Below are 12,789 nucleotides of genomic sequence, written 5' to 3'. Positions count from 1 at the left end.
GGACGCCCGCCGGGGTGGCGGGTCGACATCGGGCCGGTCTCCGGACTCGCGTCAGCCATCGACGATGGCCGGACCCGGTGCCTTCCCGCTCGCGCAGTGGCGTCTTACCGAGTCCGCGAACGGGCAATGCCCGCCTGGACGCATACCGTTGCGGGGGCAGTGCCGGCCTTGTCCTACGAAAGAACGCACCGGCTTCCCGTTTAATCCACGCCAACCACCGTCGGCGCGGACACCCGAACGGGGCGGATGGTAGCCGGCAAGTGCTTGTTTGTCACGACAAATTTAATTTTTGCTTAACACAGGGTTGACCATCGCAAAATAATTCGATTACAAGCGAAAGGAATTGCTGTCGGGCGCGCGGTATGGCGCAACGGGAGGCATGGCCTACGAAGCCGCGTCCGGGGGGACCGGTGGAGCGGGGCGATGAGACAGCAATACCGCCGGAGCTCGGCTCGCACCTTCGCAGCCGGCTTTCTTGCTTTTCCTCGGGGAGACAAACACATGCAGGCCTCCAACGTTCGCAATGGCGCCATTCGGCGCACCGCCTTGTGCACCGCCCTCGCCTTCTGCTTCGCCAGTGGCGCCGTGCTCGCCCAGTCCAATGCTTCCGGTGTCGTGTTCGGCCGCGTCGCGCAGCCGGACGGCGCCGTCGTCCATCTCGAAAACCTGGATACGGGTCTGACCCGCGACGTCGGCGTGGATGCCGATGGGCGCTACCGCGCCAGCTCGCTGCCGGTCGGCCGCTACAAGGTATCGGTCCAGCGCGGCGGTCAGGTCGCGGAAAGCCGCGACAACGTGCAGGTGAACCTCGGCGGCGGCGTGGACGTGTCCTTCGGCGGCGCAGCGACTGCTTCTGCAACTTCCGCGCAGAACCTGGAAGGCGTGCAGGTCACCGGCAACGTCCTCCCCGCGATCGACGTGTCCCAGGTCGACTCGCGCACCGTACTTACCTCGGAACAGTTGCAGAAGCTGCCTCTCGCACGCGACGTGACAGCGGCCGCGCTGCTCGCGCCGGGCGTCATTTCCGGCGACAGCCGCTACGGTAACGTCGCCTCGTTCGGCGGTTCGTCGGCGTCCGAGAACCAGTACTACATCAACGGCTATGCGGTGACCAACGCGCTCACCGGCCTGGGCTTCACCAGCCTGCCCTACGACGCGATCGACCAGCAACAGATCTTCACCGGTGGTTACGGTGCGGAATACGGTCGCTCGACTGGCGGCGTGATCAACATCGTGACCAAGCGCGGCGGCAACACCTGGAAGGGCGGCGTCGGCATGTACATCCAGCCGAACGGCGCACGCCAGTCGCCACGCAATATCTATCGCACCAACGGCCAGCTGTACCAGAACCGCGGCGACAACGAGCGCAGCGACACCCAGTACACCGCCTACATCAGCGGTCCGCTGATCAAGGACAAGCTGTTCCTGTTCGCTGCGGGCGACTTCACCCGCACCGATACCAAGTCCACCAGCAGCATTCTGGCCCCGCAGCGTACGAACCAGACGCAGAAGGCCACGAAGTGGATGGGCAAGATCGACTGGAACATCACCGACAACCATCTGCTCGAAGTCACCGGCATCGGCGACAAGACCAACACCGAACGCAGCGTCTACGCGTACGACTACGACACGCGCAGCCGCGGTGCGTATCTCGGCACCGACAATCTCAAGAACTTCGATGCGGGCGCGGGCTCGGCACCGGGCGGTGACGTCTACATCGGCAAGTACACGGGCTACATCACCGACGACCTGACCATCAACGCGCTGTACGGTCACACCACCACGAAGCACGAGCGCGATCTTGGCTACGCCGGTTCGTCGAACTGCCCGTGGATCACGGACAACCGTCGCGGCATCGCCAATCCGATTACCGGCTGCGGCCTCGTCAACGGCACGGTGCTGAATGCCGGTGCCAAGGACAAGACGCACGGCTGGCGTCTCGACGTGGAATACCGCGCGGGCGATCACGATCTGCGCGTCGGTGTGGACAACCAGACGCTCGAATCGACCTCCGGCAACATCTACGAAGGCGGCTACCGCTGGGTCTATCGCAATGCGGGCACAGTCACGGGCCGTCCCGACATCGTGCCGCCGCCCGGTACCACGTACGTCGCGGAAAAGCGTCTCTTCGAAACCGGCGCAAGCGTGAAGACCGAACAGGAAGCGCAGTACATCGAAGACCACTGGCAGGTCACCGATCGCTGGATGGTGTACCTCGGCCTGCGCAACGAGCAGTTCAAGAACTTGAATGGCGACGGCGAGACCTATGTGAAGCAGCGTCATCAGCTTGCGCCACGCCTCGGTGCGACCTGGGACGTGTTCGGCGACTCCACGTTCAAGATCTACGCGAACGCCGGCCGCTATCACCTCGCCATTCCGTCCAACGTCGCGATCCGCGGCGCGTCGGCATCCACGTACTACAGCGAGTACTACACCTATAGCGGCGTGGCTGCCAACGGCGAGCCGACCGGCCTGACCCAGCTCGGCAGCCGCGCGTACCTCAACGGCGAGGACGGCACGACGCCCGATCCGAAGACCGTGGCCGCGAAGGGCATCGACGCGTATTACCAGGACGAATACATCCTCGGCTTCGACAAGGCCATCAACGAGAACTGGAGCTTCGGTGCGAAGGCTACGTACCGCAAGCTGAAGAGCTCGATCGACGACTTCTGCGATTCGCGCCCGTTCGAGTCGTATGCCGCGCGCAACGGCATCGACATCAGCAACGCGTCGCTGCCCGGCTGCTATCTGTTCAATCCGGGCAAGTCGAACACCTTCCTCGTGGACGTGGGCGGCGGCCAGTACGTGCCGTTCAAGCTGACCAAGGACGACTTCACTTCCCCGCCGCCGGGCAATGTGCCGTTCCCGGATCTGAAGCGCAGCTATTACTCGCTCGATCTCTATCTGGAACATCACTTCGCGGACGATTGGTACGGCCGCATCGACTACACCTTCTCGCGCAGCTACGGCAACTCGGAAGGCCAGTTGAAGTCGGACATCGGCCAGCTCGATCCGTCGGTGACGCAGGACTGGGACGCGCCGGAAATCATGCAGTACGCGAACGGTCCGCTGCCGAACGACCGCACGCACCAGTTGAAGGCGTACGGTTACTGGCAGGCCACGCAGGAATGGTTGTTCGGCGGCAACCTGGCCGTTGCGACGGGGCGTCCGAAGAACTGCATCGGCCTAGATCCGGTCGATGCGATCCAATACGGCGCCTCGTACTTCGAGTGCGGTTTCCAGCCGTCGCCGCGCGGGTCGAAGGGCCGCTTGCCGTACACATGGAACCTCGATCTCAACGCCGAGTACCGCCCGATGTGGGCAGGCCAGAACCAGCCACTGGCGTTCTCTGCCACGGTGTTCAACGTCGTCGGCAGCCAGCGTCCCGTCGGTCAGATCGACGTGGGCGAGACCGGTACGGTGCAGAACGGTGTGCCGGTGGTCAGCGACGACTACCGCCGTCCGATCGCGTTCCAGAACCCGCGCTACCTGCGGCTTGGCGTGCGTTACGACTTCTCGCTCTAAGACGAAGGACACAAAACAGCACAGGTGGGAGCCACCCTGGTGGCGATAAGCCAACGAAGCGGTGTGGCAGCGAGGCAAGTTGCCATCGCCAGCAGGCTGGCTCCCACCGGCGATCTCCCTATCAAGGCCGGCGCGGAGCGCCGGCCTTTTTTTGTGGGAGCCACCCTGGCGGCGAAAAGCCAACGAAGCGGTGTGGCGGCGAGGCAAGTTGCTATCGCCAGCAGGCTGGCTCCCACCGGCGAGCTTCATCGCCGCCGGGGCAGCTTCCGTGTGGTTTAGCCGAAGACCTTCGTGCCGCCGATCCAGGTTTCGGTGACCTGGTAAGCGTCGTCCATCACCACGAAATCGGCGCGGTAGCCGGCGGCGACGTGGCCGTGGGTGCTGCCCAGGCCGAGGAACGCGGCAGGATAGGTGGAAGCCATGCGAGCGGCTTCGTCATACGACACGCCGACCATCTGCACCGTGTTGCGCACGGCGGTCGCCATGTCGAGCGCCGAACCGGCGAGCGTACCGTCAGCCGTCTGGCAGACGCCATCGCGTACCGTGATCGTCTCGCCCTTCAACACGAAGTTCGGATTGTCGGAACCGACCGGCGGCATGGCGTCGGTGACCAGCATCATCTTCTCGCGTGCCTTCGCCGCGATCGCCACACGCAGTGAGGCGGGATGCACGTGGTGACCATCCACGATCAGACCGCACCAACTCGCCGCATCTTCGAGCGCCGCACCGACCACGCCGGGTTCGCGGCTGGTGAAGGGTGTCATGGCGTTGAACAGATGAGTGAAGCCACGGACGCCGCTGCCGAGCGCATGACGCGTGGTGTCGTAATCGGCAGCGGTATGTCCTGCCGCCACGATTACGCCATTGGCGACGAGCTGCGCGAGGACGTCGTCCGAGGCGCGTTCCGGCGCCAGCGTGAGCAAGGTCACGCCGCCGTGGCGGCGCGCGATCATGGCGACGTCGTCCGCACCCGCGACGCGGAACTTGGCCGCATCGTGCACGCCCTTGCGCTCCGGTGCGATGAACGGGCCTTCGAGATGAATGCCGAGAACGCCCGGCACGCCCTGCTCCACCGCCGCGTTCACGGCATCGATGGCCTTCGCCATCACGTCGGGATCGTCGCTGATCAGCGTGGGCAGGAAGCCAGTGGTACCGAAGCGCGCATGCGCTTCGCCGATGGTGCGGATCACTTCGACGGTGGGCGCATCGTTGAACAACACGCCGCCACCGCCGTTGACCTGGCAATCGATGAAGCCCGGGAGCAACGTTTGCCCACCGAGGTCGTGACGCTCGGCAGCGCGTACACGCGGATCGGAAGGCAGGGCGAGGCCGGTGATCGTGCCGCCATCGACCAGCACGGCAAAGCCGCCCTGGAATCCGTTGTCGGTAAGTACGCGGCCGTTGACGAGGGCGATGGTCATGGAATGTCCTTGGAATGCGGCGTCACACCGTTTCCGTCACCTTGTTCAGGTGCGGCGGAACGTCGGGATTGAAGCCGCGCTTCAATGCCAGCGCGGCGGTGGCGCGATAGAAGCTCTGCACCGTGACGAGCGGTGCGCTGATCGGCGCGGTGGCGACGAGAGGCAACACGCCTTCACCGCTGGCACCCGGGGCGGCGATCCACACCTTCGCGCCGCGCTTGCGGAATTCGGCAGCGACGTCGAGCACACCCGGGAGCGTGTCGTCGTTCTGCGCAAAGAACAGCACCGGGAAGTCGGGACCGACCAGCGCCATCGGGCCGTGCTTCACTTCCGCAGAACTGAAAGCCTCGGCATGCAGGCCGCAGGTTTCCTTGAACTTGAGTGCGGCTTCGAGCGCGCCGGCGAAGCCAAAGCCACGACCGACGACGAAAAGGTTATGTGCATCGACGAGACCATCGGTGAGCGCGCTCCAGTCGGCGTCCCACCCGCCGCGCAACTGCGCAGGCAACGCAGCGAGAGCGTCGCCGATCTCGGCGCTGCCGCTCCAGCGCGCAGCGATATGCAGGATAGCGGCAAGCGCACCGAGGTAGCTCTTCGTCGCAGCCACGCTTTTCTCAGGACCGGCATGCAGCGGCACCACGACATCCGCGATCGCAGCCAGCGGCGAGTCGACGACGTTGACCAGCGCGACGACATACGCACCCGCCTTCTTGGCGGCCTCCGCGTTGCGCACCAGATCGGGACTCTTGCCCGACTGCGATACGGCGATATACAGCGCGCCATCGAGACGCTGCTGCGCGTGATAGATCGACGTCACCGACGGTGATGCCGACGCCGTCACCACGCCGAGCTGGGTCTCGAAAACATACTTCGCGTACATCGCGGCGTGATCGGAACTGCCGCGCGCGCAGGTGATGATCATGCGCGGCGGGTTGGCGCGCAGACGCTCGGCCAGCGCGCTGACCACGGCCTCGTTGTCGGCCAACTGCCGTTCCACGACCGCGGCGGTCTCGTGCGCTTCGCGGAACATCAGGGTGTCTTGCGGCTGGATCGTCATGATGATGAGGCTCGTCAGTCGCTCTGCAGTTCGGCGACGAAGTCGTAGATGTCGCCGCGATACCAGGAGCAGGTGAATTCGACGATGCGGCCATCGTCGAGGAAGCTGCGCCGCTCGATGTTCAGGCCGGCACTGCCGGCCCCGAGACGAAGCAGACGCGTCTGCGCAGGCCCGAGCACCACGGCGCGCAGACGCTGCAGGGCGCGTCGCGGGCGGTTGCCGAGCTTGTCCAAGGCGTCGTAGAGGGAATCCTCCACAAGATGCGGATCGGGCAGGAGATCCAGCGGCACCGCGCTTCGCTCGATGGCGAGCGGCTCGTCGCCTGCGTAGCGCAGGCGATGCAGGCGGACCACCTGGGTGCCCGGCGAGAGATTCATCGCCATGGATTCCTCGGGCGTGACCTCGCCAATGGCCTTCTCGAAGAACTCCGAGCGCGGGTTGAGTCCGCGTGCCCGCAGGTCTTCCGTAAAACTGGTCATGCGCGAGAGCGGCTTCACGATGCGCTCGGACACGAAGGTGCCGGCGCCGTGGCGCTGGGTAAGCAGGCCGTCCTCGACAAGACCGCCGATCGCCTTGCGCACCGTCACCCGGGACAGGGTGAGCGCCCGGGCGAGATCGCGCTCGCTGGGCAGCGCGTGGCCGACCTGGACCTCGCCCTTTTCGATCACGTTGCGGATGGCACGGCGCAGGCGCATGTACGCCAGCGGCTGCCGGGAAGCCGGATCGTGTTGAAGGCGCTGGTACTCGGCGACGAGGGCGTTTTCCATCCGCCGAAGATACCAATCCACGACCACTGCGGCAACCCTGTGCAAGACCGGCCAGACCACCGGGAAGTTCAAACGCTCGTTTGCACGATCCAAAACGGTCATACGGACGTTTTCTGGGTGTTACCGATCCGTAAAACGGGGCGCAACGCCGCAGCCAGTGGTACGGGGCTGGTACCTCCTGGTATGTCACTGGTACGATCGACCGGACTCCACCGATCCCTCAAGAGGCCACTCCCGTGAGCGCTCCCCTCCTGCCGATCGAACCGTTCGATCTGGTCATTTTTGGCGGCACCGGCGACCTCGCCGTCCGCAAGCTGCTACCTGCCATGTACCACCGCTTCGTCGATGGACAGATCCAGCCGTCCAGCCGCATCGTCGGCGTGGCCCGCGAGGGCCTGGACGATGCCGCCTATCGCGAACAGGTCCGCGCGGCCGTCGAGAAGGGCGTCTCGCATGTGGTGCCGGCCCAATTGGATGCCTTCATCCGCATGATCGGCTACCGCTCGCTGGACGCGCGCAAGGCCGACGGCTGGGACGAATTCGCGGCGTTGATGGCGGAACAACCCACCCACATCCGCGTGTTCTATCTCTCGACCTCGCCGGACATCTTCACCGACATCTGCCAGCGCCTCGGCTCGCTGGGCTTGAACGGCGAGCGCTCCCGCGTGGTGCTGGAAAAGCCCATCGGCCGCGACCTGGAAAGCGCCAACGCCATCAACGACGCCGTGGCGAAGGTCTTCGGCGAGTCGCAGACCTACCGGATCGATCACTACCTCGGCAAGGAGACGGTGCAGAACCTGCTTGCGCTGCGCTTCGGCAACGCCTTGTTCGAGCCGCTGTGGAATGCGCAGCACATCGACCACGTGCAGATCACCGTGGCCGAGACGGTCGGCGTCGGTCACCGCGCCGGCTATTACGACCGTGCCGGCGCCCTGCGCGACATGGTCCAGAACCACATTCTCCAGTTGCTTTGCATGCTCGCCATGGAGCCACCGTCGTCGCTCGCGCCGGATGCGGTGCGCGACGAGAAGCTCAAGGTGCTGCGCTCGCTGCGTCCGATCGATAGCGCCAACGCCGCGCAACTCACGGTTCGCGGCCAGTACCGCGCCGGTGCGGCGGAAGGCCAGAGCGTGCCCGGCTACCTCGACGAACTGGGTAGCGACCAGTCCCGGACCGAAACCTTCGTCGCCCTCAAGGCGGAGATCGGCAACTGGCGCTGGGCCGGCGTGCCGTTCTACCTGCGCACGGGCAAGCGGCTGCCGAGCCGCGTGTCGGAAATCGTGGTCACGTTCCGCGCGCTGCCGCATTCGATCTTCGACCTCTCCAGCGGTCCGCTCCTGCCGAATCGCCTGACCTTGCGCCTGCAGCCGGACGAAGGCGTGAAGCTGTGGCTGACGATCAAGCACCCGGGCCCCGGCGGCCTGCGCCTGCGCCACGTGCCGCTGGACATGAGCTTTGCCGCTGCGTTCGGCGTGCAACAGCCCGACGCCTACGAACGACTGATCCTCGACGTCGTACGCGGCAACCCGACCCTGTTCATGCGCCGCGACGAAGTCGAGGCGGCATGGAACTGGGCCGGCCCGATCCTGGATGCCTGGGAGGCCAGCGGCGATACGCCGAAGCCGTACACCGCCGGCACCTGGGGCCCGAGCGCCGCCGTGGCGCTCATTGAACGCGATGGCCGCACCTGGGCCGAGGACGCTGCATGAACGCCAAACTCGTACGCCATGAATTCGCCGACAAGCCGACCCTCGCCGACAAGCTCGCACGCGATGTCGCCAGCAAGCTGGACGACGCCATTGCAGCGCGCGGCAAAGCCACGCTCGCCGTATCCGGTGGCAGCACGCCGAAGATGATGTTCGCGCTGCTCGCCGAACAGGAGATCGACTGGTCGAAGGTCACCATCACCCTCGTGGATGAGCGTTGGGTGGATACCGACAGCGACCGCTCCAACGCGCGGCTGGTGGGCGAGCATCTGCTGCATCACGAGGCGCACACCGCCGCGTTCCTGCCGCTGTTCGACCGTGCGCACAAGGACGACGTGGATGCCGCGCTTGCCGACGTCGGCGCACGCATCGATGCGCTCGGCCTTCCGTTCGATGCGTTGATCCTCGGCATGGGACCGGACGGGCATACGGCATCGTTCTTCCCGGGCGGCGACAACCTCGCCGCAGCGCTCGATCCGAACGGCAAGGCGACCGTGATCTCGATGCGCGCGGGCGGTGCGGGCGAACCGCGCATCACGCTCACGCTGCCGAAGGTGCTCGATACGCGCACGCTTTACCTGCACATCGAAGGGCAGGACAAGAAAGACCTGCTCGCCCAGGCCGAGGCGGGTGCGGATTTCCCGATCGCCGCCGTGCTGAAGCAGTCGAAGGTGCCCGTCGAGGTCTACTGGGCGCCGTAGCATCCATGCCCCACGCCGCGCGGACAACGCGCGGCAACGGGTCGTCCGGCAAGGGCCGGCGATCCTTCCGAAAGCCGTGACCCCGAGTGGGGTCCGGCGCGGTCAAAGCCTCAGGAACATGCCATGACCCTTCACCCCGTCCTCGCCGAAGTGACCGAGCGCATCGTCGAGCGCAGCCGCGCCTCGCGTGCCGCCTACCTCGCCAAGATCGACGCCGCGCGCGGCAAGGGCGCCAAGCGTCACCACTTGTCGTGCGGCAACCTCGCCCATGGATTCGCCGCCTGTGCGGAAAACGACAAGGACGCGCTGCGCAATGGCCACGCGGCCAACCTCGCCATCGTCACTTCATACAACGACATGCTTTCGGCCCACCAGCCGTATGAGCGCTATCCCGAGTTGATCCGGCAGACGGCGCGCGCGCTGGGTGCCACCGCTCAGGTAGCCGGCGGTGTCCCGGCGATGTGCGATGGCGTGACGCAAGGCCGCCCCGGCATGGAGCTGTCGCTGTTCTCGCGCGACCTCATTGCCATGGCCACGGCCGTGTCGCTCTCGCACGACATGTACGAAGGCGCGCTGTACCTCGGCATCTGCGACAAGATCGTTCCGGGCATGCTGATTGGCGCACTGAGCTTCGGGCATCTTGCCGGCGCATTCGTCCCGTCCGGCCCGATGCCGTCCGGCATCCCGAACGAAGAGAAGTCCAAGGTTCGCCAGGCCTTCGCCGCCGGCAAGGCCACGCGTGCGGAACTGCTGGAAGCCGAGGCGCGCTCGTACCACGGCGCGGGCACCTGCACGTTCTACGGCACCGCGAACTCGAACCAGATGCTGATGGAGATCATGGGTCTGCATCTGCCCGGCGCGAGTTTCGAGGCGCCGGATACGCCGCTGCGCGACGCGCTGACCAAGGCCACGGTGCAGCGCGTGCTCGCCGTCGACACGCTGGGCGATCACTACTTGCCGCTGGGTCGCATCATCGACGAGCGCGCGATCGTCAACGGCGTGGTGGGCCTGCATGCGACCGGCGGATCGACGAATCACCTGCTGCATCTCGTCGCGATCGCCCGCGCGGCGGGCGTCGAATTGCGCTGGGACGATTTCGATGCGCTCTCGGCCGTCGTGCCGCTGCTCGCGCGTGTCTACCCGAACGGCTACGCCGACGTGAATCACTTCCACGAAGCCGGCGGCATGAGCTTCCTCATCGATCAGTTGCTCGATGGCGGTCTGCTGCACGACGACGTGAACACGATCATGGGCCCGGGGCTGCACGCCTATCGCCAGGTACCGTCGCTCGAGAACGACGTGCTGGTGTGGAAGCCGGTGTCCAAGGAAAGCGGCAATCGCGGCGTGCTTCGTGCAATCCACGAGCCGTTCCGTCACGACGGTGGCCTGCGCATGCTCAAGGGCAATCTCGGCCACGGCGTCATCAAGGTCTCCTCGGTTCCCGAGGACCGTATGGTGGTCGAAGCACCGGCCATCGTCTTCGACGAACAGGACGACGTGAAGGCGGCCTTCGATCGTGGCGAACTCAATCGCGACTTCGTGGCCGTCGTGCGCTTCCAGGGGCCGCGTGCGCGCGGCATGCCGGAACTGCACAAGCTCACGCCGACGCTTAGCCTGCTGCAGGATCGCGGCTACCGCGTGGCGCTGGTGACCGATGGCCGCATGTCCGGCGCCTCGGGTCGCGTTCCCGCCGCAATCCACGTCACGCCCGAGGCGGAGGCCGGCGGTCCCATCGCCCGCATCCGCACGGGCGACCTGGTCCGCGTGGACGCCATCGCCGGCACGCTGCATGCGCTCGTCGATGCCGACGACTGGGACAACCGTCATCCCGACCACATCGACCTCGCCGTGCATCACACCGGCATGGGTCGCGAACTCTTCGCCATGTTCCGCCAGTCCGCCGTCACGGCGGATCTCGGCGCAGGCGTCTTTTGATTCACCGGAGTAGCAGATGAGCAACGAAGCCAAGCAACAGCGCGTCGAATCCACCCTGCGCCTCGCGCCGGTGGTCCCCGTCGTGATCATCGAGGATGCCTCGAAGGCCGTAGGGATGGCGCGCGCGCTGGTCGCCGGAGGTATCCCAGCCATCGAAGTCACCTTGCGCACACCCGCTGCGCTGGATGCCGTTCGCGCGATTGCGGCGGAAGTCGAGGGTGCGGTGGTCGGCGTGGGCACCGTGTTGAATGCACGCGACCTGGAAAACGCCCTCAAGGCCGGTGCGACTTTCGCCGTGTCGCCGGGCAGTTCCCCGCGCCTGCTCGATGCCGCCGACGACTCGGAGCTGCCGTTGCTGCCCGGTGCCGCCACGTCGAGCGAAGCGATGGAACTGCTGGAACGCGGTTATCGCTTCCAGAAGTTCTTTCCCGCGGTGCCGGCTGGCGGTTCGAAGCTGCTGGGCGCATGGGCCAGTCCGCTGCCGCAGATTCGGTTCTGCCCCACGGGCGGCATCAGCCTCGCCAACGCACCGGAATTTCTCGGGCTGGCGAACGTCGTCTGTGTCGGCGGATCGTGGCTCACGCCTGCGGACAAGCTGGCGTCGTCGGACTGGGCGGGCATCGAAGCTCTGGCTCGCGAGGCCGCGCAGCTCAAGACCAAGGTATAAAGGCCAACCTTCGCTCGACTGACGTCCCATGCCTTACATCCTTCTCGCGGTCGCGTTCAGCGTCGCGGTCTCGGTTCTGCTGAAACTCGCACGGCGCACGAACGTCGATATCGTGCAGGCGGTGGCGACCAACTACGTCGTCGCCGCTGCGCTCGCCTGGTGGCTGCTCAATGCCACGCCACAGGCAGCGGAGGCAGCGCTGCAGTCGGATGCCACGCGCGGGCCCCTGCTGTTGCTCGGCGTGTTTCTGCCGGCGATCTTCCTCGTGCTGGCATCGTCCGTACGCAGTGCGGGCATCGTGCGTACCGATGTCGCGCAACGGCTCTCGCTGTTCCTGTCCCTGGCCGCCGCGTTCCTGTTCTTCGGCGACACGCTGGTCCCGTTGAAGGCCGCGGGCATTGCGCTGGCCGTGGTCGCCCTGCTGTGCATGCTCTGGCGCAGCGAACGCGTCCAGCGCGCGGGTTGGCTGGCACCGCTGGCCGTCTTCGCCGGCTTCGGCGCCATCGACATCTGCTTCAAGCTTATCGCAAAGGCGGGTGCGTCGTTCGGCAACGCGCTGTTCGCGTCGTTCCTCATTGCCATGGTGCTGTGCTGGATCGCCGTGATCGTACGCGCCGCGACGAGGCAGGCGCCGCTTGCGTTGCGCAGCCTCGGCTTCGGTGTCGTGCTGGGTGCCGCGAACTTCGCGAACATCCTGTTCTACGTGCGCGGCCATCAGGCCCTGCCGAACAATCCGGCGCTCGTGTTCGCCTCGATGAACGTGGGTGTGGTGGTGCTGGGTGCCCTGGTCGGCGCGATCGGCTTCAAGGAACGACTCACGCCGGTCAACTGGCTGGGCGTGGCGCTGGCGATAGCCGCCATCATGATCATGACGAATCCGTAGGAACCGCTATAGCGGCGATGGGAGCTTGCCGGTGGGAGCCAGCCGGCTGGCGATGGGGACTTGCCTCACCGCTACACCGCTTCGTTGGCTTTTCGCCACCAGGGTGGCTCCCACCTTTGCTTTGCGG

At 65.9% G+C, this 12,789-nt stretch carries 9 protein-coding genes and 1 riboswitch; of the genes, 6 read left to right on the top strand and 3 right to left on the bottom strand.

The window, feature by feature from the left end; genetic code table 11:
• Nucleotides 1-14: 14 nt before the first annotated feature.
• Nucleotides 15-252: riboswitch (cobalamin riboswitch) on the bottom strand.
• A gap of 249 nt (nt 253-501) precedes the next feature.
• Nucleotides 502-3,525 carry a TonB-dependent receptor gene (locus tag IM816_RS00545; protein ID WP_250339356.1) on the top strand — a complete coding sequence of 1,008 codons (3,024 nt, stop codon included), beginning with the start codon at nt 502-504 and terminating at the stop codon, nt 3,523-3,525.
• Between the two features lie 275 nt (nt 3,526-3,800).
• Here the strand turns inward: IM816_RS00545 and nagA are convergent, their stop codons facing one another.
• Genes nagA through IM816_RS00530 form a run of 3 tightly spaced genes read right to left on the bottom strand, consistent with a single transcriptional unit; the run spans nt 3,801 to nt 6,770 of the window.
• Complete coding sequence (gene nagA / locus IM816_RS00540; RefSeq protein ID WP_250339355.1) at nt 3,801-4,946, bottom strand: N-acetylglucosamine-6-phosphate deacetylase; 1,146 nt, start codon at nt 4,944-4,946, stop codon at nt 3,801-3,803.
• Between the two features lie 22 nt (nt 4,947-4,968).
• The gene (locus IM816_RS00535) at nt 4,969-6,003 is read right to left on the bottom strand and encodes an SIS domain-containing protein (protein ID WP_250339354.1); all 1,035 of its coding nucleotides are present in this window, start codon (nt 6,001-6,003) and stop codon (nt 4,969-4,971) included.
• Between the two features lie 14 nt (nt 6,004-6,017).
• Nucleotides 6,018-6,770 carry a GntR family transcriptional regulator gene (locus IM816_RS00530; protein WP_072323298.1) on the bottom strand — a complete coding sequence of 251 codons (753 nt, stop codon included), beginning with the start codon at nt 6,768-6,770 and terminating at the stop codon, nt 6,018-6,020.
• A gap of 236 nt (nt 6,771-7,006) precedes the next feature.
• On the opposite strand from IM816_RS00530, the gene zwf reads away from it, so the two are divergent.
• The 5 genes from zwf to IM816_RS00505 all read left to right on the top strand — a co-directional run bounded on the left by zwf (nt 7,007) and on the right by IM816_RS00505 (nt 12,662).
• Complete coding sequence (gene zwf / locus IM816_RS00525) at nt 7,007-8,479, top strand: glucose-6-phosphate dehydrogenase (RefSeq protein WP_250339353.1); 1,473 nt, start codon at nt 7,007-7,009, stop codon at nt 8,477-8,479.
• Nucleotides 8,476-9,177, top strand: a complete 702-nt coding sequence (gene pgl, locus IM816_RS00520) for a 6-phosphogluconolactonase (RefSeq protein ID WP_250339352.1) — start codon at nt 8,476-8,478, stop codon at nt 9,175-9,177. The genes zwf and pgl overlap by 4 nt, the downstream gene beginning before the upstream one ends.
• Before the next feature lie 123 nt (nt 9,178-9,300).
• The gene (gene edd, locus IM816_RS00515; RefSeq protein ID WP_250339351.1) at nt 9,301-11,112 is read left to right on the top strand and encodes a phosphogluconate dehydratase; all 1,812 of its coding nucleotides are present in this window, start codon (nt 9,301-9,303) and stop codon (nt 11,110-11,112) included.
• 16 nt (nt 11,113-11,128) lie between these two features.
• Complete coding sequence (gene eda, locus IM816_RS00510) at nt 11,129-11,779, top strand: bifunctional 4-hydroxy-2-oxoglutarate aldolase/2-dehydro-3-deoxy-phosphogluconate aldolase (protein ID WP_250339350.1); 651 nt, start codon at nt 11,129-11,131, stop codon at nt 11,777-11,779.
• A gap of 28 nt (nt 11,780-11,807) precedes the next feature.
• Nucleotides 11,808-12,662 carry a DMT family transporter gene (locus tag IM816_RS00505; protein ID WP_250339349.1) on the top strand — a complete coding sequence of 285 codons (855 nt, stop codon included), beginning with the start codon at nt 11,808-11,810 and terminating at the stop codon, nt 12,660-12,662.
• Nucleotides 12,663-12,789: the final 127 nt, after the last annotated feature.

The organism is Luteibacter flocculans (assembly GCF_023612255.1).
GTDB classification, from domain to species: domain Bacteria; phylum Pseudomonadota; class Gammaproteobacteria; order Xanthomonadales; family Rhodanobacteraceae; genus Luteibacter; species Luteibacter flocculans.
The sequence above is the reverse complement of the archived record's forward strand: the minus strand, read 5'-3'. Positions and strand labels throughout refer to the sequence as shown.

What these genes read in the sequence shown, in the direction of transcription:
- pgl (WP_250339352.1), top strand. Translation starts at nt 8,476, where the DNA reads ATGAACGCCAAACTCGTACGCCATGAATTCGCCGACAAGCCGACCCTC.
- IM816_RS00530 (WP_072323298.1), bottom strand. Translation starts at nt 6,770, where the DNA reads ATGGAAAACGCCCTCGTCGCCGAGTACCAGCGCCTTCAACACGATCCG.
- IM816_RS00545 (WP_250339356.1), top strand. Translation starts at nt 502, where the DNA reads ATGCAGGCCTCCAACGTTCGCAATGGCGCCATTCGGCGCACCGCCTTG.
- IM816_RS00505 (WP_250339349.1), top strand. Translation starts at nt 11,808, where the DNA reads ATGCCTTACATCCTTCTCGCGGTCGCGTTCAGCGTCGCGGTCTCGGTT.
- nagA (WP_250339355.1), bottom strand. Translation starts at nt 4,946, where the DNA reads ATGACCATCGCCCTCGTCAACGGCCGCGTACTTACCGACAACGGATTC.
- eda (WP_250339350.1), top strand. Translation starts at nt 11,129, where the DNA reads ATGAGCAACGAAGCCAAGCAACAGCGCGTCGAATCCACCCTGCGCCTC.
- edd (WP_250339351.1), top strand. Translation starts at nt 9,301, where the DNA reads ATGACCCTTCACCCCGTCCTCGCCGAAGTGACCGAGCGCATCGTCGAG.
- IM816_RS00535 (WP_250339354.1), bottom strand. Translation starts at nt 6,003, where the DNA reads ATGACGATCCAGCCGCAAGACACCCTGATGTTCCGCGAAGCGCACGAG.